Annotated in this window: 22 protein-coding genes; 7 read left to right on the forward strand and 15 right to left on the reverse strand. The window is 64.7% G+C overall.

From position 1 onward, the window contains the following. Positions 1-378 precede the first annotated feature (378 nt). Positions 379-897, forward strand: a complete 519-nt coding sequence (locus IVB01_RS22725) for a DUF2231 domain-containing protein (protein ID WP_247280201.1) — start codon at positions 379-381, stop codon at positions 895-897. 345 nt (positions 898-1,242) lie between these two features. Next, on the forward strand, positions 1,243-2,406 hold the full coding sequence (locus IVB01_RS22730) for a fatty acid desaturase (protein WP_247280202.1): 1,164 nt from the start codon (positions 1,243-1,245) through the stop codon (positions 2,404-2,406). Between the two features lie 120 nt (positions 2,407-2,526). On the opposite strand, the gene IVB01_RS22735 is transcribed toward IVB01_RS22730, so the two are convergent. The 5 genes from IVB01_RS22735 to IVB01_RS22755 form a co-directional block, all read right to left on the reverse strand. Then, the gene (locus tag IVB01_RS22735) at positions 2,527-3,018 is read right to left on the reverse strand and encodes a DUF2852 domain-containing protein (protein WP_247280203.1); all 492 of its coding nucleotides are present in this window, start codon (positions 3,016-3,018) and stop codon (positions 2,527-2,529) included. Between the two features lie 120 nt (positions 3,019-3,138). Further along, complete coding sequence (locus tag IVB01_RS22740; protein ID WP_247280204.1) at positions 3,139-3,879, reverse strand: TetR/AcrR family transcriptional regulator; 741 nt, start codon at positions 3,877-3,879, stop codon at positions 3,139-3,141. Positions 3,880-4,009: 130 nt separating this feature from the next. Then, positions 4,010-4,375, reverse strand: a complete 366-nt coding sequence (locus IVB01_RS22745; RefSeq protein ID WP_247280205.1) for a hypothetical protein — start codon at positions 4,373-4,375, stop codon at positions 4,010-4,012. 58 nt (positions 4,376-4,433) lie between these two features. Beyond that, complete coding sequence (locus IVB01_RS22750) at positions 4,434-4,838, reverse strand: YciI family protein (protein ID WP_247280206.1); 405 nt, start codon at positions 4,836-4,838, stop codon at positions 4,434-4,436. Positions 4,839-4,974: 136 nt separating this feature from the next. Beyond that, on the reverse strand, positions 4,975-5,394 hold the full coding sequence (locus IVB01_RS22755) for a YciI family protein (RefSeq protein WP_247280207.1): 420 nt from the start codon (positions 5,392-5,394) through the stop codon (positions 4,975-4,977). Between the two features lie 416 nt (positions 5,395-5,810). Here IVB01_RS22755 and IVB01_RS22760 point away from each other — a divergent pair, with 416 nt between their 5' ends. The 3 genes from IVB01_RS22760 to IVB01_RS22770 all read left to right on the forward strand — a co-directional run bounded on the left by IVB01_RS22760 (position 5,811) and on the right by IVB01_RS22770 (position 8,057). After that, the gene (locus IVB01_RS22760) at positions 5,811-6,599 is read left to right on the forward strand and encodes an SDR family oxidoreductase (RefSeq protein ID WP_247280208.1); all 789 of its coding nucleotides are present in this window, start codon (positions 5,811-5,813) and stop codon (positions 6,597-6,599) included. Between the two features lie 158 nt (positions 6,600-6,757). Beyond that, positions 6,758-7,192 (forward strand): hypothetical protein, encoded by a 435-nt coding sequence (locus tag IVB01_RS22765; protein ID WP_247280209.1) that lies wholly within the window; start codon positions 6,758-6,760, stop codon positions 7,190-7,192. 502 nt (positions 7,193-7,694) lie between these two features. Further along, a complete protein-coding gene (locus tag IVB01_RS22770) occupies positions 7,695-8,057 on the forward strand; it encodes a hypothetical protein (protein WP_247280210.1) in 363 nt (120 codons plus the stop codon). A gap of 133 nt (positions 8,058-8,190) precedes the next feature. Here IVB01_RS22770 and IVB01_RS22775 read toward each other — a convergent pair whose 3' ends face one another. From IVB01_RS22775 to IVB01_RS22790, 4 genes are all read right to left on the reverse strand, one after another. Then, on the reverse strand, positions 8,191-8,604 hold the full coding sequence (locus tag IVB01_RS22775) for a VOC family protein (protein ID WP_247280211.1): 414 nt from the start codon (positions 8,602-8,604) through the stop codon (positions 8,191-8,193). A 30-nt stretch (positions 8,605-8,634) separates the two neighbouring features. Continuing rightward, positions 8,635-9,174 carry an SRPBCC family protein gene (locus IVB01_RS22780; RefSeq protein ID WP_247280212.1) on the reverse strand — a complete coding sequence of 180 codons (540 nt, stop codon included), beginning with the start codon at positions 9,172-9,174 and terminating at the stop codon, positions 8,635-8,637. A 184-nt stretch (positions 9,175-9,358) separates the two neighbouring features. After that, positions 9,359-10,645 (reverse strand): RNA polymerase sigma factor, encoded by a 1,287-nt coding sequence (locus tag IVB01_RS22785; RefSeq protein WP_247416214.1) that lies wholly within the window; start codon positions 10,643-10,645, stop codon positions 9,359-9,361. A gap of 1 nt (position 10,646) precedes the next feature. After that, entirely contained in the window at positions 10,647-11,009 is a 363-nt protein-coding gene (locus IVB01_RS22790) for a YciI family protein (protein WP_247280214.1), read from the reverse strand. Positions 11,010-11,149: 140 nt separating this feature from the next. On the opposite strand from IVB01_RS22790, the gene IVB01_RS22795 reads away from it, so the two are divergent. Then, positions 11,150-12,115, forward strand: coding sequence for a glyoxylate/hydroxypyruvate reductase A (locus IVB01_RS22795; RefSeq protein WP_247280215.1), 966 nt, complete (start codon positions 11,150-11,152; stop codon positions 12,113-12,115). Between the two features lie 72 nt (positions 12,116-12,187). Here the strand turns inward: IVB01_RS22795 and IVB01_RS22800 are convergent, their stop codons facing one another. Beyond that, positions 12,188-12,838 (reverse strand): TetR/AcrR family transcriptional regulator, encoded by a 651-nt coding sequence (locus IVB01_RS22800; protein ID WP_247280216.1) that lies wholly within the window; start codon positions 12,836-12,838, stop codon positions 12,188-12,190. A gap of 106 nt (positions 12,839-12,944) precedes the next feature. Between IVB01_RS22800 and IVB01_RS22805 the strand changes: the two genes are divergently transcribed. After that, entirely contained in the window at positions 12,945-13,589 is a 645-nt protein-coding gene (locus IVB01_RS22805) for a glutathione binding-like protein (protein ID WP_247280217.1), read from the forward strand. A gap of 49 nt (positions 13,590-13,638) precedes the next feature. On the opposite strand, the gene IVB01_RS22810 is transcribed toward IVB01_RS22805, so the two are convergent. Genes IVB01_RS22810 through IVB01_RS22830 form a run of 5 tightly spaced genes read right to left on the reverse strand, consistent with a single transcriptional unit; the run spans position 13,639 to position 20,368 of the window. After that, the gene (locus IVB01_RS22810; RefSeq protein WP_247280218.1) at positions 13,639-14,943 is read right to left on the reverse strand and encodes a TRAP transporter large permease subunit; all 1,305 of its coding nucleotides are present in this window, start codon (positions 14,941-14,943) and stop codon (positions 13,639-13,641) included. Positions 14,944-14,977: 34 nt separating this feature from the next. Further along, positions 14,978-15,589, reverse strand: coding sequence for a TRAP transporter small permease (locus IVB01_RS22815; protein ID WP_247280219.1), 612 nt, complete (start codon positions 15,587-15,589; stop codon positions 14,978-14,980). Next, positions 15,582-16,583 carry a TRAP transporter substrate-binding protein gene (locus IVB01_RS22820; protein WP_247280220.1) on the reverse strand — a complete coding sequence of 334 codons (1,002 nt, stop codon included), beginning with the start codon at positions 16,581-16,583 and terminating at the stop codon, positions 15,582-15,584. The genes IVB01_RS22815 and IVB01_RS22820 overlap by 8 nt, the downstream gene beginning before the upstream one ends. Positions 16,584-16,622: 39 nt before the next feature. Then, positions 16,623-18,281, reverse strand: coding sequence for a hydantoinase B/oxoprolinase family protein (locus IVB01_RS22825; protein WP_247280221.1), 1,659 nt, complete (start codon positions 18,279-18,281; stop codon positions 16,623-16,625). A 2-nt stretch (positions 18,282-18,283) separates the two neighbouring features. Continuing rightward, positions 18,284-20,368 (reverse strand): hydantoinase/oxoprolinase family protein, encoded by a 2,085-nt coding sequence (locus IVB01_RS22830; protein ID WP_247280222.1) that lies wholly within the window; start codon positions 20,366-20,368, stop codon positions 18,284-18,286. Positions 20,369-20,372: the final 4 nt, after the last annotated feature.

A 20,372-nucleotide genomic window follows, 5' to 3' on the forward strand; every position in this document is an offset into this window, starting at 1 on the left:
GCCGGTGTTCCCCAACAGCCGCGCTAGAACCGGCGCGGCTGGCAAGCCCGCTCAAAGCCTTGTCTTTTTGGGGTGCAGGGCTCGTCCAAAGGCTCTTCCAAAGCCGGTCGCCTGCATTCCCCGCCAAGATGTCAAAACTATGGGCTTCGACACGGCTTCGGGCGCGACTGTCCGCAATTACCAGAGCCCGGCGTTGGTTAATGCCGGGTTACCGCCAGCGAGTTTGGCTACGGGAAAGGCAGGCAACGCAGGGGGATGGAGGCAGGCAGGGTCCGCGGCGTCGGGACAGGGGAGTTCCGCCTCCTCCGTCCCGTGCCTGCAGGAACCAGCTCTCGCCCGGAAAAGTTGTCCCAGAAATTCATTTTTGCGAGGTTTTCCATGAGCATCAACCCCAAAACGACCGCCGCAGTCGGCGACCACCCTCTGCACCCCATGCTGATTCCATTCCCCGTCGCGTTCCTGGTCGGCGCGCCCATCGCCGATCTGGCATTCATCGGAACCGGCGATACTTTCTGGGCGCGCGCCGCGATCTGGCTGATCGGAGCCGGCATCGTCATGGCGCTCGTTGCTGCTGCGGCCGGCTTTACGGACTTCTTCAGCGAGCCCCGGATCCGCCGCCTGAATGATGCCTGGTACCACATGGTCGGCAATCTCGCGGCGGTCGTGCTGGCGCTGGTGAACTTCTATCTCCGCTACGCGCAAGGCACTGAAGCTGCGGTCAAGCCGTGGGGCGTGGTGCTGTCGCTCATCGTCGTCGGTATCCTCCTGTTCACGGGATGGAAGGGCTGGGAAATGGTGTATCGGCATCACGTCGCGGTGCTGGACGCGCCAGGCCAGACCAGTTCGGAGCCGGTCACGCCACATCGTGGCGGCGAGAGCCACCGGCGGGCCGCCTGACGCCGTGCCGATGCTGATGTTCTGAAAGGCTTGTGACCTCCGCCGATCGCCACATTGGCGCCGATCATCATGCCGGTGGCACGGTCGAAATCCTCGGCGATCGGCCGCTGCGCTCGACCTGGCGTGCGCTCGGTGCCGTTTCCGTGAGACTACGTGCTTGCATAGCAGGCATTCAGGACCATATGTTCGTCGAGCTTCGGCCGACTGCTTTGGCCGAATGTACCAGCAAAGCATCTCGTTCGCGACCCCGCGGTGGCACGCCATCAGCGGGGTTTTTCACAGGCGGCCGACTTTGGCGCCGCCGGAGCGAAACGCATCATCTTCGTTCAAGGTCACTCTGAAAACATGTCGCCCAACACCGCCGCCGACGACCAGCATGAGGACATCATGTATCCCTCCGCCCTGCCGTTTCTGCTGGTCCATCTCGGCTGCGTTGCAGCGATCTGGTCAGGCATCGATTGGCAGGCACTCGTGATCTGCGTCTTACTGTATTGCGTGCGGATGTTTGCGATCGGAGCCGGCTACCACCGCTACTTCTCACATCGGGCGTTTGCGACCGGCCGAGTGTTTCAGTTTATCCTGGCCTGCCTCGCGCAGAGCAGCGCGCAGAAGAGCGTCCTGTGGTGGGCGGCCAAGCATCGGCACCATCACCTGCATTCCGATACGGAAACCGACGTGCACTCGCCGCGTCACCGCGGCTTCCTCTACAGCCATCTCGGCTGGATTTTTTCCCGGCAGCACGACGCCACCGACCTCGTCAAGATCGCCGATTTCGCCGCTTATCCGGAGCTGATGTGGCTGCATCGGCTCGAGCTGCTGCCGGCCTTTGTGCTTGCAGCGCTCTGCTTCCTGGTGGCGGGCTGGTCAGGTCTGGTCGTCGGCTTCCTCTGGAGCACGGTGCTGGTCTATCACGCGACCTTCTGCATCAATTCCCTCGCCCATGTGCATGGACGCAAGCGGTACGTGACGGGTGATGATTCCCGCAACAATTGGCTGCTGGCGTTGTTCACCCTGGGCGAGGGCTGGCACAACAATCACCACGCCTACCAGAGCAGCGTGCGACAAGGCTTTCGCTGGTGGGAGATCGACGTGACCTATTACGTCCTGAAGGTCTTGTCGTGGGTCGGCGTCGTCTGGAACATGAAGGCGCCGCCCGAACAGGTGCTGCGCAACGAGCAACCGCTCGGCTCGCGGGTCATCAATCGGGCGGCCCGCGAACTTGCCGGACGTTTCGATGCGCAGACCTTGGCGCATGCGATCTCGTCGGCGCGGCGCCGGGCCGACCTCGCCCAGCTGCAACTGCCGACGCTGCACGACATCCTCAACCGCGCGCACGAAGGCGTCGATGCGCTGACGCATCTGCATCTGCCGAAGATCCCGAGCCGGGACGAGTTTCTCGCCGAGGCCAAGGCGATGTTCGCGCGAACACGATCGCTCAACGAAATCGTGGACCACGCCTACGAACACTTCCTGGCGTCGGTCCGCGCGCAGCTCGCGACCACGACCTGAACGTTGCGGCTGACCGCCGCGCTTCCCTGAAAACCAAACCGCCCGCCTGCGGGTTGCGCAGGCGGGCGGCTCGGGGCCATCAGGACTTTGGGGGCATGCGCCTGAAGGCTTTGAGAGGTGTCAACCCTGCTGCTGGTCTGTCGGCGGCGGGGTCGGACGCGTCTTGTGCTGCGCCATGAACTGGTCGAACTCTTCCTTGTCCTTGGCGTGACGCAGCCGGGTCAGAAAATCCTTGAACTCGCGCTGCTCTTCCTCGAGCCGCTGCAGCGTCTCGGCGCGATATTCGTCGAAGGCGCGGTTGCCGGATGACGGCGGGCCGAAGCCAAAGCCGAAGCCACGGCGCTCCATGCGATCGCGCATGCGGTCCATCCTGTACTGCATCTTCTCCATCTTGTTCTGCCAGCGATCCTGGTGGCTCCAGCACGACATTCTTCTGCTCCCGAGTGTGAAAAAGAGAAGGGCAAGTCCGATCGGCCACCAGATGATGAAGCCGAGAATGGTCACGGCGATCCAGCCGGGATGCCAGGGCGTCTCCAGCATGTGAGGACGCTGGTACTGTTGGTATTGGTCCGAGGGGCCGCGCCATCGATTGACATCAGCGGTGTAGGCCATTTCCATCTCCATGACGGCATCAGCGCCGTTGTGAATGTAAATAACATTTACATAGCTAGACCATCCCGCGATTTTGTCAAGCCAGCCGCCAGACAGGGGCGCCGAATTATTTGCGCAATTTTATTTCGGCTTGCCCCAGGGGCCGCCGGGCGGCACGCCTGAACCGGAGGACGCCTCCGGTGGCACCGGCGGCGGCTCGGCGCTCTTCTTCTGCGGGCGGCGATCGGTTGGGAAGCCGAGACCGCGCAGATAGATCAGCACCTCGGCTTCGAGCAGTTCATCCGGCGACATCGGCAGTTTTCGTCGCGCGGCATCGCCGCGGGAAAACAAGGAGGCCACGCCATGCGCCATCGACCAGATGTGCAGCGCCATCATCATCGCCGGCGGCCGCGGCGTGCCAGGAGGCGCCAATGCCGCGAGCCGCTCCGCGGCGGCGCGAATGATGTTGAAGGCGCGCTCGCTGGCGGCCTGTAGCGCCGGATTGGCATCGACCGGCAGGCCGGACTCGAACATCGCGTTATAGAAAGCGGGCTCATCGCGGGCGAAGGCAAGGTAGGCCTTGCCGACGCGCTCGAACGCGGTGACCGTGTCGGGACGCCCATCGTCCCAGGCCGAAGTCAGGCGCGCCTCGAACTGCTCGAAGCCGCGCTGGGCGATCGAGGACAACAGCTCGTCGCGGTCACGAAAATGCCGATAGGGCGCCGCCGCGCTGACCCCGGCCATGCGCGCAGCATCGGCAAAGGTGAAGCCGGCCGCGCCCTTCTCGGCAATCAGCCCGAGAGCGGCCTGCAACAGGGCCTCCTTCAGATTGCCGTGGTGATAGCCGCGCTCGGCGCGGCGTTGCTCCTTGCGCCAGCTCATGTGAACGACTTTTACATGAGCCGGGCGTGAAGGTCACTAGCGGCGATGAGGCATCATTAACCCGTATTTCGCACGTCCAGGCCGGTCCGATGCGTCAGTATCGGGCCCCGGAAGGAAGTTCGGCCGAAAGCTACATCTGCGGAATGGGCAGCACGGGCATGACTTCGATCGCCTCGCCCGGGAAGATCGCAAAATGCGGATGGTTCTCGAACAGCCTGGCAGCTTCCTCTTGCGAGGCAGCCCGCACGACCGTGAAGCCGGTCAGGGCATTGCTGACCTCGGTGATGCCGCTCGCGTCGATCCTGCGGGTCTTGCCAAGCGGGCCGCCCATCTCGACGATGACGGCTTGGTGCTTCTCGACCCAGCCGTGCCAGGCGGCCATGCCCTCCTGCTCCCTTGCTTTCCGTTCGGCCTCGGGCAGCGCGCGCCAGGCCGCCATTTTCGTACCCGTCATGCTGCCGAGATAGACAGCGAGAAATTTCTGTTCGGTGCTCATCGGTTCTCTCCTTGTTGATCGATTGACGCTAGCCGCGATTCATCGCGACCCGCTGTGGCTACTTCTTCAGGTCGTCGAATCCGGCGGCGGCGTGCTGCACGTCGGGGGGAAAGTCGCTCATCTCCTGCACCTGCCGGATCTCGATGATTTCGTTCGGCGAGGCCGGACACTTCTTGGCCCATGCGATCGCTTCCTCGCGCGAGGCGACCTCGATCATCCAGTAACCACCCAGGACCTCCTTGGCCTCAGTGAAAGGCCCGTCGGTCACGACAGGCACGCCGGTCGCAAACGAGACCCGTGCGCCCATCGAGGGCGGATGCAGGCCGTCGAGCGTGATCAGCACGCCGGCATCCTTCAGCGCCTCGTTGTAGCGCATCATCGCAGCAACGCGTTCTGGATCGAGCTGCACGTCCGGCGGAGCGCTCTCGTAACCGAGCGGGATCATGAGCATCATAAATCGCATGAGAGTTCCTCGTTATTCGCTATCATTTCCGCGGCGCGACGAAGTCACGAGCCCGGAATCCATTCATCCACCATTGCTGCCGCGCAACGGATTCCGGACCGCGCTATCCGCGCCCCGGAATGACGGCGGCGGAGAGCTATTTTTTCGCCGCATGGGCGCGCGTGCGCTCTTCCTGCTCGCGCAGTTCGGGGGTGAAGGCTTCGCCAAAATCGTCGGCCGAAAACACTTGGCGGATCTCGATCTCGGAGCCGGAGTCGAACGGCGCACGCTTCATCCAGGCGATAGCCTCGTCGAGCGATGCAGTCTTGATCAGCCAGAAGCCGGCGATCAGATCGGGGGAGAGATCGAACGGACCGCGGGTGACGCTCGCCTCCGACCGCGCTGAATATCTGACCCGGGCGCCCTTCACCGTCGGATGCAGGCCCTCGCCGGCCTCGATCACGCCGGCCTTGGCCATCTCCTCGTTGAACCTGCCCATGGCCGCCAGCATCTCCGTGCTCGGCATCTTGCCGGCCTCGGTATCCTGGTTTGCCTTGACGATCACCATGAAACGCATCGACGTGCTCCGTGATATGCATGGAAGGGGGCCGGTCCGGCCCCTGCTCCCAAGTAAGACGAATGCGATCTCCTCGAGCCGACACCGAGCTGGAGATAATTTGGTCGCTCTGGAAGCCAGTCGCCGCGGCTTCGGCGAAAACGGCTGTCGATGCGGCCGAGCCCCAGTTTCCGACGTGAAGAACTCGACCTTGCGAAGCCTCGATCCGCCACGCGGGGAAACTTGACAAGACCTGATGCCGGTGAACCGAGGCCAGGCGCGGCATCGGCGGCACCAAGTGATCCCCCGTCCCCCCCCCGGCAACCGCGAGGTGACGGGGATTGACTGTCGGTTGCCCTTCTTGTCGGAACGAAAGCAAAGTAAAAGGCATGGGCCGCCGTGCGGCTTACGTTTCCGACAGAAAGACAGATCGGCCAATGCCGCAAGCCCCACAAAAAGTCGCCCTCGTCACCGGAGCCGCGCGCGGCATCGGGCTTGCGACCGCGAAGAAGTTCCTCGCCGAGGGCTGGCGCGTGGCGCTGCTCGACGTCGAGAGCGAACTGCTCGGCCGCGCGGTCGCCGAGATCGGCCAGAGCGAGGCGACGCTGGCGCTGACCTGCGATGTCTCAGACAAAGCTGCGGTCGGCACTGCAATGGCCGCGCTCGAACGGCAATTCGGCCGGCTGGATGCGCTCGTCAACAATGCCGGCATCGCGGTGTTCGCGCCGCTGATGGAGACGTCGGAGGCTGACTGGCGCCGCGTGCTCGAAGTCAACCTCACCGGCCCGTTCCTCTGCACGAAGGCGGCGGTGCCCTTGATGCGCGACGGCATTGGCGGCGCCATCGTCAACATCACCTCGATCTCGGCGGTGCGCGCCTCAACGCTGCGCTCGGCCTACGGCACCAGCAAGGCGGGGCTGGCGCACCTCACCAAGCAGCTCGCGGTCGAGCTCGCCTCCTTCAATATCCGCGTCAACGCGGTCGCTCCGGGGCCTGTCGACACCGCAATGGCGAAGCAGGTGCACACCAAGGAGATCCGCGCCGACTATCACGACGCCATTCCGCTCAATCGTTACGGCCTGGAACAGGAGCTCGCGGACGCGATCTACTTCCTGTGCTCGGCAAATGCGAGCTACATCACCGGCCAAATTTTAGCCGTTGATGGCGGCTTCGATGCGGCGGGTATCGGCCTGCCGACACTGCGCGGCCAGCGGCGCAACGGGTAGGCACAGGATATGTAAGGTGGGCAAAGGCGTACGCGCCGTGCCCACCCTCGTTCCGGACTAGCGGTGCCAATGCTGGCACGCGGAGCCTGTCATCGGGCGCGCATTCGCGCGACCCGGTGGCTTTGCCACCCTATGATGTCGAGAGTTCGGAGAGTGCCATGCGACGCGTCACTTTCAAAACCTGGCTGCTCGCGACAGCTCTGCTCGCCTCTGCGCCCGCGGCCGCGGAGATCCGCATCATCCAATCGCCGGGCGGACAGGTCGGGCCGTTCCTCGACCTGTTCGAGCAGGTGCGCGAGAGCGGCGAGCGCGTGGTGATCGACGGTCCTTGCCTGTCCGCCTGCACCCTGGTGCTGAGCATCGTGCCAGGCGAGCGCATCTGTGTCACCAAGCGCGCGGTGCTCGGCTTCCATGCCGCGCGTTCGGTCGACCGGCGGGGGCACATCTATGCCGAGCCGGAGGCATCGGTCGCGGTGCTTGCCGCCTATCCCGGCCCGGTGCGCGACTGGATCAGCCGCCGTGGCGGCCTCACTTCGCGGTTGCTCTTGCTCAAGGGGCGTGATCTCGCCGCGATCTATCCGCGCTGCCGCTGACGAATTTGGCAGCCGCCGCTCTAACGGCCCTTGGCTCGGCTGGTCCGAGGCCATACGGCCGGTTCCCTGTGCTCGCACGCTATGTGCGCACCGGGGTCGTTCGCCATCACGCGCTGGCCGGCTTCAAAAGAGAGTCTGAATCACCGGCACCAGCTTCATGCTGACGCAGATGAGCATCCCCCAAAGAGCAAAATTGATCTGTAGCGCCGCCGCCATCGGTCGCTCCCCTTCCAAGTGACGTCCATCCCAGTTTGTAGATTTTATGACTCACAAATAGCGATTCTGGCGTGCAGATCACAGCCCAATATTGCGTCAATTGTTGTGCGATGCAGTCCGCATCGTTTCACGAAGCGGCCTCACTGCTCGCGCAAAGTGATGCGAATCGTCAATTCATTCCTCGGCCATGCCGGCCAACTGGTTTGCCTTAAGTTCCATTTGACCGACGCGATGCAAGTTTTCCCGCGCGGATCTTGCGCATCGCGCACCGAACTTCGGGTCCGGCATGATACGACATGGCTTCATCTTGCTCACTTCCTGCACAACGCTGCTTGGATGCGCAGTCGCACCGGCGCAGGAGCGTCGCCCGATCGCGTGGGATGGCCTCGGCCAAGACCCCAACAGACGCCCGAACCGCCCTCACATCGCGAAACGGCACGCAACGAATCCCGTCCCCGCGGCAAATGATCCCAATCGGGAGCGGGAACGCGTGCTCGGCACCCTGCGGCCATACTCCGAGGCGTGGTGGGCGGTCCATGACGAGATCGAAGCGGAGAATGACAGGCAGCTCGGCACGAAGCTCGTGATCTGCCCTCGCTGCGTGCAAGCGTCGCCGGCGGGCGCGGACGTGACCGGATCAATCCGATGAGAGGGAACGGCCGATCCGCGCGTGACGGAGCGGCTCCGCGCTCCGTACGATCCATTATGTGTATGTGTCCCCTCTCCCGCGGCTTTGGAGAGAGGGGATCACATTCAATCGATCATGTGGGCGATCGCGCCTGTCACATTCCTTCCGCCGGGCAGTTCACCATCCAGGGAATGCCGAACTTGTCGACGCACATGCCAAAACCCTTGGCCCAGAACGTCTTGCTGTATGGCATGGTGACGCTGCCGCCGTCGGCGAGCGCGTTGAACTTGCGCTCGCCATCCCCGGGGTCCTTGACCGTGAGCGAGATCGAGAAGCCCTGTGGCTTTTGAAAATGCTCGGGCGGCGCGTCGGAGGCCATTAATATGCTGCCGTCGGGCAGCGACATCCGCGCATGCATGATCATCTTCTCGCGCCCGGGCGAGGCGGGCACCTCCGGCGGCGCGTCCGAGGCGCGCATCATCGCATCGATCTTGCCGCCGAGAACCTTGACGTAATAGTTGAACGCAGCTTCGCAGGTGTCCTGATAGAACAGATAGGGATTGAGCATCGTTTCTCTCCTCTTCGCTTCCAGTGAGACTTATTGTTTCTCCGTGAGCTTCTTCAGGCTGACGAGGCCGACCTCGAAATCCTTGCCGATCATGCTGTCCATGTTGATGAACACCTGCATCAGCTTGGACAGGAACGGGGCCGGACCATACATCGCCCATGTGATCAGTGTGGCATCACCTTGCGGCACAAAGGTGAACTCGGCGCTGTTGTGGCCTTCGAACGGGCGCTCGAAATCAAGCTTGATGCGGAGCCTCAAAGGCGCGTTCGCCTCGAGGATCTCCATGTGGCCGGCGCCGACATTGTTGTTCCCGTCCCAGGCATAGGTCGCGCCCTTGCCTTCCGCGGCTCCGCCGAAGGTCCGCCTCATGGCGGGATCGCGGCTCTCGTAGGGCGACCAGGCGGTCCAGCGGTGGAAATCGGCCACCTGCGGATAGATCGCGTCGGCCGGCGCTTTCACGGTGAGAGTGCGCTCGACACGGAATGTGTCGGGTTTCGTCAGGGCAAAGACGAGCACGGCCGCAATTCCGGCCGCGAGGACGATTGCGATGACGGCAATGGCTTTCAGCATGGAATGGCTCCCGGGGTACAGGTATAGGACGAACGAGCGAGGCCCCGGCCGACAAGATCGAAACGAAATTTTTGGCACGCTGCCCGCCCCACGTCATGGCCGGGCCATCCACGTTCTTCGACGCCGATGGCAAGACAGGGATGCCCGGGACAAGCCGGGCATGACGACCGCGACGGTTTGCGCCCTATTTCGCCTTGGCGCTTTCCTTCGGCTTCGGCTGGCTGTCCCGGATCAGGCGATCGAGATGCATGCGGATGTGGGCGGCTTCCGCGGAGGTGTTGGCGAGTGCGATGGCGCGGTCGAAGGCGATGCGGGCCTCGTCGTTGCGGCCGAGCTGCATCAGGAAGGCACCGCGCACGCCGTAGAAATGGAAGTAGTTGGCAAGCTTCGGCGCCAGCGGCTCGATCAGGTCCAGCGCGGCCTGCGGTCCGCGCACCTTGGAGACCGCGACGGACCGGTTGAGCGTCACCACCGGCGAGGGCTGCAGCACTTCGAGCGCGCCGTAGAGCAGGTCGATCTGCGTCCAGTCGGTCTCCTCTGGCGTCGGTGCCCGCGCATGCAGCGCGGCGATCGCGGCCTGGATCTGATAGGGCCCGCTGTGGCGGTGGCGCATCGCCTTGTCGATCAGGGCAAGGCCCTCCGCGATCATGGTGCCGTTCCACAGCGAACGGTCCTGGTCCTCCAGCAGGATCAGCGACCCGTCCGGGGCAAAGCGGGCGGCGCTGCGCGCATGTTGCAACAGGATCAGCGCCGTCAGGCCCATGATCTCCGGCTCGCTCTGGAACAGCCGCAGCAGCAGCCGCGCCAGCCGGATCGCCTCTTCACACAGCGGCTTGCGGAGCTCCGCGGTTTCGCCGCTCGCCGAATAGCCCTCGTTGAAGATCAGGTAGATCATTGCCGCGACGCCGGCGAGCCGCTCGGAACGCTCGACCGCGCCGGGCGCTTCGAAGGGTACGCCGGCGTCGGCGACCTTTGCCTTGGCGCGGGTGATGCGCTGCTCCATTGCGGCTTCCGAAACCAGGAAGGCGCGCGCGATCTGCTTCACGGTGAGACCGGAGACGATGCGCAGCGCCAGCGCGATCTGCTGCGTCGCCGGCAACTGCGGATGGCAGCAGATGAACATCAGGCGCAAAATATCGTCGCGGTAGTGCGAGCCGTCGAGCCGCTCCGCGAGCGCGCCCTCGGCGTCGTCGAGATCGGAGATCGCTTGGTCGTCCTCTGGCAGCGGTTGCTGCTTGCGGGCGCGGCGGACCTCGTCGATCGCGACGTTGCGGCCGACCATGATCAGCCAGGCTGCGGGATCGCGCGGCGGCCCATTCTGCGGCCAGGTTTTCAGCGCGCGCAAGCAGGCGTTCTGAAAGGCCTCTTCGGCGGTGTCGAGATCGCGGAAATAGCGCAGCAGGGCGCCGACCGCCTGAGGGCGCGCCGAGGTCAGCGCAGTCTCGATCCAGCCGGTGTCGGCCTCGCTCACGTCAGATCCCTCCGGGCCTGAACACGCCGACGGGGCGCACCTCATAGGCGCCGCCGGGATTGGCAGCGCCGAGGTCGCGGGCGACATCGAGCGCGTCGTCGAGGTTCTTGCAGTCGACGATGTAGAAGCCGAGGAGTTGCTCCTTGGTTTCCGCATAGGGGCCGTCGAGCACCAGCGGCGGGTCTTCCTTGCGCAGCGTCGCCGCCGCGGTGGTCGGCAACAGCCGCGCCACCGGCCCGAGCCGGCCCTGCTTGGTGAGCTTCTCCTGCACCACGGCGAGCTTCTTCATCACGGCCTCGTCCTGGTCCTTGCTCCAGGAGCCGACGAAGTCCTCATCGTGGTAGCAAAGAATGGCATAAAGCATAGGCGACACTTCCCTCGTCTGTTCTAAAGACGCGCCAATATGCCTCGCCCCGACAGGGCTGCGGAAAAAATTTGCAAGAAAAATCCGGCAGATCGTGCCAAGGAGGGCCTTCTCAAGCGGAACTCGACGAGGCACTTCGAATGACCCTGGGCACACTGGCCGTCCTGATCAACAGCACGCAGCAGAACTGGCTGCCGGAGCGCTGGAAGACCCGGTTCGAGACGGTCTGCGGCGGCCGTCCCGTGGTGCTGCTGCCTGATGCGGGGCTCGATCCGGCCGAGGTGCACTATGCCGCCGTGTGGAAACCGGTGCCGGGCGATCTCGGTGCCTTCCCCAATCTGCGTGCGATCTTCAATCTGGGCGCCGGCGTGGACGCGCTGATGGCCGACAGGAGCCTGCCCGATGTGCCGCTGGTGCGCGTCGCAGTGCCCGACCTGACCAACCGCATGACTGAATATGTCGTGCTACATGTGCTGATGCACCATCGCCAGGAACTCTATTTGCGCCAGTGCCAGCGCGAGAAGCGCTGGGAGCCGATTTATCAATGGCCTGCAAGCGCGGTCACAGTGGGCATCATGGGGCTCGGCACGCTGGGCAGTGATGCGGCCGACGTGGTGCGCCGGCTCGGCTTCCGCGTCACCGGCTGGAGCCGCAGCCCGCGCGCGATCGAGGGCGTGGAATGCTTCCACGGCGCAGCCGGAATCGACGCGTTCCTGCGCGCGACCGACATCCTGGTCTGCCTGCTGCCGCTGACGCCTGACACGCACGGCATCCTCAACGGCGACGTCTTCACAAAGCTCAACCGCAGCAGCCCGCTCGGCGCGCCGGTGCTGATCAACGCCGGCCGCGGCGGCTTGCAGAACGAAGCCGACATCCTGGCCTGCCTCGATGACGGCACGCTGGGCGCCGCCTCGCTCGACGTTTTCGTCCAGGAGCCGCAGCCAGCGGATAGCCGGTTCTGGGCCCATCCCAAGGTGCTGCTGACGCCGCACAATGCGGCCGACACTGACGCGGATGCGATCTCGGCCTACGTCGCCGAGCAGATCGCGCGGTTCGAAGCGGGCGGCGTGCTGGAGAACGTGGTGCATCGGGCGAGAGGGTATTAGCGCTCCGTCCGGTTTGGCAAGACGCACGACCGCGCCTCACCCTCGATATGGTCCCGGCCTGCACCGGACGGCTCAGTTTTTGGCCCCAGTCCCCACCATCACGTCGATCGCGCCGCTTACGATCGCCTCCAGCTCCTTGCGCGGAACGTGGGCGCGGGAGCGGATGGCGATCGTGTGCACGGTCGCGGATGCGACCTGCGCCAGCACCGCCGGCTCGGCGCTATCAGGCAGTTCGCCCTTCTCCTTGGCGCGGCGGAAGCAACTGGCAAAGGCCTTGTCGAGTTCAGTGAGACCGTCGAGCACCATGGCGCGGATCTCGGGATCACTCACTGCCTCGGATGCCGCAGTCACCACCGTGAAGCAGCCTCGCGGACCAGTGTCGCCCGAAAGATAGATGTTTAGCGCGGAGGCGAAGATGCGCTCGAGGCGCTGACGCACCGGCATTTCCTGACGAAAGATCTCCGCCATCGACGCGCGCGCTTCCTCCCGGTAGCGCTGGTAGCTCTTGATGTAGAGCTCGCGCTTGTCGCCGAACGCCCCATAGAGGCTCGGCCGGTTCATGCCGGTGGCTTCGCTGAGATCGTCCAGCGAGGTTGCGGCAAAGCCCTGCTTGCGGAACAGGTCGAGCGCCCTGCCAAGCGCGACGCCGGGCTCATAGGCACGCGGCCGGCCGCGGCGCCTGGGTCCACTGGCAGAAACTGGCGGCTTCGATTTTTGTACCATTTCGCAAGATAATCCTTGACCGGCCTTATATTATGCAAGACAGTATAAAAATCAATCTGGCCAGGTTGAGCGACACCCCAGAACGAATTGCCCCAGGAGGCTACAGATGGATCTCTATTTCTCGCCGCTCGCCTGCTCGATGGCGACCCGCGTCGCGCTGTACGAAGCTGGCGCTGAAGCGAACTATCTCGAAGTCGATCCGCCGACCAAGACAGTGCTGAGCGACGGCTCCGACTTCCGCACCGTGAACCCGATTGGCCTCGTGCCGACTCTGCGCACGGACGAGGGCGTGGTGCTGACCGAGAACGCCGCGATCCTGCAATATGTCGCCGATCGTTTTCCGCAATCCGGCCTCGGCGCCGCCGCCGGTATCGAGCGCACGCGGCTGCATCAATGGCTCTGCTTTGTCGGCACCGAGCTGCACAAAGCCCTGTTCGTCCCGTTGCTCGACCGCAAGGCGCCGCAGGAGGCCAAGGCCTATGCGCTGGAGAAGAACCTGTCGCGGCTCGACTATCTCGACAATCATCTCAAGGGACGTGAATTCCTGCTCGACCATTTCAGTGTCGCCGACGCCTATCTCGTCACGGTCATCAACTGGACCATGGCGACGCCGCCGATCGAGCTCGCGAAATGGCCGAACCTGAAGGCCTATTACGAGGGCCTGCGCCAGCGGCCCTCGATCGCACGCGCGATCGCGGAGGAGTTCGAGCTGTACAAGGCCGAGCTCGCGCGGAAGAAGGCCGCGGCGTAAGCCTGAGGCATCGAAATGCCGTCCCGACAGCTGCCGGGACGGCGCGAATCTATCCGTAGAGCACCCGCGGCAGCAGCGTGACAATGCCGGGCCACAGCGTCAGCAGCAGCACGAAGCCGATCATGATCATCAGATAGGGCATCGTCACGCGGGCGATGTAGCCGAGACCATCTTCGGTCAGGCCCTGGATCACGAACAGGTTGAAGCCGACCGGCGGGGTGATCTGCGCCATCTCGACGGCCAGCACCAGGAAGACGCCGAACCAGATCTCGTCGAAGCCCGCCGCCTTCACGATCGGCAGCACGATCGGCAGCGTCATCACGATCATCGAGAAGCCGTCGAGGAAGCAGCCGAGGACGAGATAGAAGACGACCAGCACCACGATCAGCATGAAGGGCGACAGGCCCAAGCCCTTCACGAAGGCGGCAATCGCCTGTGGGATTCCGAGGAAGGCAGCCGCGTTGCCGAGGATCGAGGCGCCGAGCACGATCAGCGCGATCATCGAGCAGGTGACCACCGAGCCGATCAGCACGTCCCGCATCACCTGCTGCGACATCGCTCCTTGCGCCCATGCGACAAGCGCGGCGCCGAGGACGCCGACAGCCGCAGCTTCCGACGGGGTCGCGAGACCGCCATACATGGAGCCGAGCACACAGACGATGAGGAACAGGGCCGGCGCAAGATCCTTCAGCGCCGCAAAGCGCTCGCTCCAGGGCAACTGCGAAAGCTTTGCTTCCGTCTCCGGCACCATGCTGCGGTTGAGGCTCGTGTGCAGCATCACCCAGGCCATGAAGGCGGCGGCGAGCAAGAAGCCGGGCAGCACGCCGGCGGTGAACAGTTTCAAAATCGAGACGTCGCCGAGCACGCCGTAGATGATCATGATGTTGGACGGCGGGATCAGGAAGCCGAGCGTGCCGGCGCCGGCGAGCGAGCCGATCGCGATGTCGCGCGAATAGCCGCGGCGCAGCAGCTCGTTGAGCGACATGCGGCCGATCACCTGCGTAGTCGCGGCCGACGAGCCTGAGATCGCGGCGAAGATGGTACAGCCGATCACGTTCACATGCAGCAGGCGACCGGGCAAAAGCCCAGCCCACGGCGCGAGTCCCTGAAACAGCGAACGCGACAAGCGGGTACGAAACAACAGCTCGCCCATCAGGATGAACAGCGGCAGCGCCAGCAGCTCCTGCGTGGTCAGGATGTTCCAGGCATATTGCGGCAGCAGCTTGTCGAGCGGGATCGAGCGGAACATCGCGAGCAGCAGCGTCGCGGTGAGCGCCAACGTCAGGCCGATCCAAACGCCGCAGGCCAGCAACGCGAACAGGATCACGAAAAGGGCAACGACTTCGATGGTCATGGGATCCGCTGTCCGGAGGCTGGCGCGTGGGCGATCATTCGACGGGCGAGGCCTTCATGCGGTGATCCTCCAGCGGCAGGCCGAGCACGGCCTGGATCGCGCGCGCCAGGAACTGAAGCGTCAAGAGCAGCATGCCGAACGTAACGACGGCTTGTGGAAACCATAGCGGCGTATCGCTCGAGGTCGAGACCTGGCCGCGCACATAGGCGCCGAAGGCAAACTTCGCCATGGCTGAGGTCAGGAACGCCATGAAAGCGAAGCCGGCAGCCGCCGACAGGACCTCGAGTACGCGCTGCACCGAGGCCGGCGCGTTCTTGAGCAGCAGGACGACTCGGATATGACCGCCGACACGCAGCGTCATCGCGGCGCCAAAAGTGAAGGACGCCGCCATCAGATAGGACGAGTATTCCCAGGCGATCGAGATCGACGGCGGGAAGAATGAAAAGAAGTTCGAGAGGAAGCGCGTTGCGACCTCGCACAGCATCAGCAGTGCCAGCATCAACAGACAGCCGCCGCCGATCCAGCCGTCGAGCCGGCCGAGGCGGTCGATGCCGTCGAGCAGGATGCGCAGCGGCGCCGGCGCCGCTGCATTGAGGCTCTGCGGAGCTTCGGGCGAGACGCTCACGACGCCTTCACCATCAGCCACGCTTCATTTCGGCGAGATAAGCCCGCACCGGCTTGTCGGCTGCCGGCACGCGTTTGAGGAACGCGTCGAGCTGCGGCGCGGTCTTGGCCCGAATGTCGGTCATCATCGCGTCCGAGACCGGCACCACCTCCATGCCGCCCTCCTTCAGACGATTGAGGCTGTCTACATCGGCCTTGAGCGAGTTGGCCCAGAAGCCCGGCTCCATCTTGCCGGCGATGCCGGCGATGAGCTGCTGCTGATCGGCGCTGAGCGCCTTCCAGGAATCGAGATTGACGGTGAGCATCTGCGACGACCAGACGTGGTTGGTTGGGTAGACGTATTTCAGGAACTCCCAGAATTTTCCGTCGACACCCGACACCGACGACGTCGAGACGCCGGCCACCGCGCCGGAAGCGAGCGCAGGGATGGTCTCGCCCCAGGGAATCATGACCGCGGCCATGCCGATCGCGTTCAGCATGTCGACGGCGTTCTTGTCGGGGACGCGGATCTTGATGTTCTTCAGGCCCTCGACGTTGGCGACCTTGACCTTGAGATGCAGATATTGCGTCGGCCACGGCACGATGTAGAGGATCTTCTGGTTGTTGCGGGCGACGACCTTCTCGTATTCGGGCCGCACATATTTGTGCAGCACCTTCAGCTCGTCCATCGAGCCGCACAGGAAGGGGATGCTCTCGACGCCCATGAAGGGCTCGTCGCCGACCTGCTGGATGTTGAGGACGTCGGCGAGTGGCACCAGGCCATCGCGCACGGCGCGCAGATGCTCGGGGCCCTTGAAGCCGAGCTGGCCGCCGGCCTTCACCGTGATGTTGACCGTGCCGCCGCTCTGCTTCTTCACCTCCTCGGCGAAGGCAAAAGCGTTCTGGGTGTGGAAATTGCCGTCAGGCCAGACCGTCGACATGTCCCAGCTCACGCCCGCCGCCCGGGCGCGAGTGGAGATGTGGCCGGCCGCAAGCAGCGTGGCTGCGCCCGCGGTGAAGCTTCGTCGCGTGATCATTGCACCCCTCCGTTCGCTACGCGCGCGACGCCTGACGCGTCACCGCGTGTACCCGTAAACTGCAACCGCGTTGTCGGCAGACACGAGGCCGCTCTCGACATCGTCCTTGACGGCCGCTCGATCGCGTTCGATGGGCGCGCCGATCCCGGCACCGCCCGGTGTCAGCACCACCAGTCGATCCTCGGGCGGCACCTGCTGAAAGCCCTTGCCCCGCAGCTTCTTTCCAGACTTCAGGCCGACATAGCCGGCCTCGCCGTCCTTGCCGCCATCACGACCGCGCGGCGGATGATCGATACGGTCGAACGCGGCGAGAATGTCGAACGGGGCATCGACGCCGCTGCCGACCTCGATGATCTGACCGAGCCCGCCGCGGGTGCGCCCTGCTCCGCCGGAATCCGGACGCAGCTCCTTGCGCCAGAAGATCAAAGGCGTCTGCGTCTCTGCGATCTCGACCGGCGTGCCGCGCACACCGCTGGGATAGGCGGTGGCCGACAGCCCGTCCTTGTCGAAGCGCGCACCGGTGCCGCCATTGGAGGTCACCGCCATCGAGAACCCGTAATTGCCGCCGGCGCCGCTTCGCGTCTGTCCGCGGACGTTGAGATTCCACAGGCACGAGGTGCCTTCGGCCGGCACGCGCTCGGGGATGATCTGGCGCAGGCAGCCGAACACGACGTCGGGCAACATCTGGCCGATGATGTGGCGCGAGGCCACCGGCGCCGGCTTCGGCGCATTGAGGATCGCACCCGCCGGCGCCGACACCGTCAGCGGCGAGAGCGAGCCGGCGTTGTTCGGGATCTGCGAGGCAACGACGCAGCCGAGGCCGAACACCGTGTAGGCCGTGGTATAGGACAAGGGCACGTTGATGCCGAACTTGGAGGCGGCCGAGGTGCCGTCGAAATCGACGTGAATGCCTTTGTCCGAAATCGTCAAGGTCGCGGCAAGCGTGACCGGCGCGTCATAGCCGTCGACAACCATGGTGTTGCGCCAGCTTCCTTTCGGAAGTTTCGCGACCTCGGCCAGCACGGCCTCGCGCGAGCGTTCGCAGATGTAGTCGCCGAGCTCGTCGAGCGTATCGATGCCGAACTCCGTCATCATCTCGACCAGGCGCTCGCAGCCAACGTCGTTGCAGCCCGCGAGCGAATAGGTGTCGCCCTCGGTGTCTATAGGCAGCCGCGTGTTGGTGCGGATCATCGCCATCAGCGTCTCGTTGACGACGCCCTGATCGATCAGCTTCAGCATGGGGATGTAGAGCCCCTCCATGAACACGTCGGTGGCATCGGGACCGAAACCGATGCCACCGATGTCCATGAGATGGCTGGTGCAAGAGAAGAGTGCGACGACCTTGCCATCCTTGAAGCACGGCGTGGTGACGACGAAGTCGTTGAGATGGCCGGTGCCCATCCACGGATCGTTGGTGATGTAGGCGTCGCCTTCCTTCATCGTCTGAAGCGGGAAGTGGGCGATGAAGTGCTTGACAGATTCTGCCATCGAATTGACGTGGCCGGGCGTGCCGGTCACCGCCTGCGCCAGCATGCGGCCCTTGAGGTCAAACACGCCGGCAGAGAGGTCGCCGCATTCGCGCACGATTGGACTGAAGGCGGTACGGAGCAGGACCTGCGCCTGCTCCTCGACCACGGCGATCAGCCGGTGCCACATGATCTGGAGGTCGATCAGGCTCGCGCCGCTTGCCTTGTTCATGATCAGGCCGCCTTTCGTTCCATGACGATGCTCCCGGCACCATCGATATGGGCGTCAAAACTGGTCGAGACGAAGGTGGAGGTCTCGTCCTCCGCGATCACGGCAGGGCCTGCAATGGTCGCGCCGGGCGCCATGTCTTCGCGGCGATAGAGCGGGATCTCGATCACCTCGCCTGCGCGGCCATCGAAGAACTTGCGGCTGCCGGCTGCCTTTCCGGCGGGCTTGAGCGCGACGGCCGCGACCGCGGCTGGATTGCGCGCCTCGGTGGTCGCGAGCACCGACCAGCTCAACACCTCGATCGCCGCCCCCGGGATCGGCCGCTCGAACATCGCAGCATAATCCGCCTCGAATTTCTGGCGCAGGCCGGCGAGATCTGCGGTCGTCAGCCGCCGGTTCGGCAGCTCGACCGAGATCTCGTGGCCCTGGCCGACATAGCGCATGAAAGCGGCGCGCCGCTCCCGCACGGGCGCACCGGCGGCGCCGGGTTCGACCAGCGCACGCGCTTCGGTCGCCGTCTCCTGCAAGAGATCGGAGACCGCCTCGGTGTCGAAATCATCGAGTCGGACATGACGACTGCGCACCAGCTCGTAAGCGATGGGCGCCGCGAGGAATCCGACGGCCGATCCGACCCCGGCATTCGAGGGCACGATCACCCGGGAGACGCCGATCTTCTCGGCGACGCGCGCCGCATGCAACGGTGCAGCGCCACCGAACGCGATCAGCGTGTGCTGGCCGACCACGGCGCCGCGTTCGACCGCATGCACGCGCGCCGCGCTCGCCATGTTCTCGCAGACGACCTCGTGCACGGCATAAGCGGCGGTTTCCGCAGACAGGCCGAGCGGCTCGCCGACATCGCGCAGCAGCGCCTGTTTGGAAAGCTCCGGGTCGAGCTTGATAGTACCCGCCGCAAAGGCGTCGGGATCGATCAAGCCGAGCGCAACGTCCGCATCGGTCACGGCCGGACGCTGGCCACCGCGGCCGTAGCAGGCCGGCCCCGGCTCCGATGACGCACTTTCCGGACCCACGGTGACGCGCTTCATCGCGTCGACATGGGCAATCGAGCCGCCGCCGGCGCCGATCTCGACCATCTCGATCACGGGGATGCGCACCGGCAGGCCGGAGCCTTTGAGGAAGCGCGCTGCGCGATCGACCTCAAACACGCGCGAGGTCTCAGGCTGATACTTCTCGATGAGGCAGATCTTTGCGGTGGTGCCGCCCATGTCGAAGGACAGCACCTTGGTCTCGCCAAGACGCGCCGCAATCTGCGCCGCGAAAATCGCTCCGCCAGCCGGACCGGACTCGACGAGACGCACTGGAAAGCGCCGCGCCGTCTCGATCGAGGTGACGCCCCCGCCGGAGGTGACGAGATAGATGGCGCCGCGGAACTGCTCGACCTGCAAGGCGTCCGCCATGCGGGCCAGATAGCCGTCGATAAGGGGTTGCACATAGGCGTTCGCAACCGCGGTGGAGGTGCGCTCATACTCGCGAATTTCCGGACACACGGCCGACGACACGGTCACGGAGATGCCGGGCATCTCCTCGCCCAGGATCGCGGCAGCGCGGCGTTCGTGCTCGGGATTGGCGTAGGAGTGCAGGAAGGCGATCGCGACGCTCTCGACGCCTCGCTCGCGCAATTTCGGCGCGAGTGCGCGCACAGCAGTCTCGTCCAGCGGGAGCCGAACGGCACCGTGCGCGTCGATACGCTCGGGGACGGTGAAGCGCAGACTGCGCGGCGCCAGCGGCTTCGGCTTGTCGATGCTGAGGTCATATTGGTCGTAGCGGCTCTCGGTGCCGATATCGAGCACGTCGCGAAAGCCCTCCGTCGCAATCAGCGCGGTTTTCGCGCCGCGCCGCTCGATGATGGCATTGGTCGCGAGCGTGGTGCCGTGAATGAAGACGTCGATGTCGCTGATATGCGCGCGCGCGTCAGCGAGGATGAGGCGCATGCCGTCCAGCACCGCCTGCTCGGGCCGCTGCGGCGTCGTCAGCACCTTGCGCGTCTTGCGCGCCTCGCCCACGTCCAGCACGATATCGGTGAATGTGCCACCGATATCGACGGCAAGCCGCACCTCGGCTCCCTCAAGCATTCCA

The sequence above is a fragment of the Bradyrhizobium sp. 164 genome (genome assembly GCF_023073715.1).
In the GTDB taxonomy this organism is placed as follows: domain Bacteria; phylum Pseudomonadota; class Alphaproteobacteria; order Rhizobiales; family Xanthobacteraceae; genus Bradyrhizobium.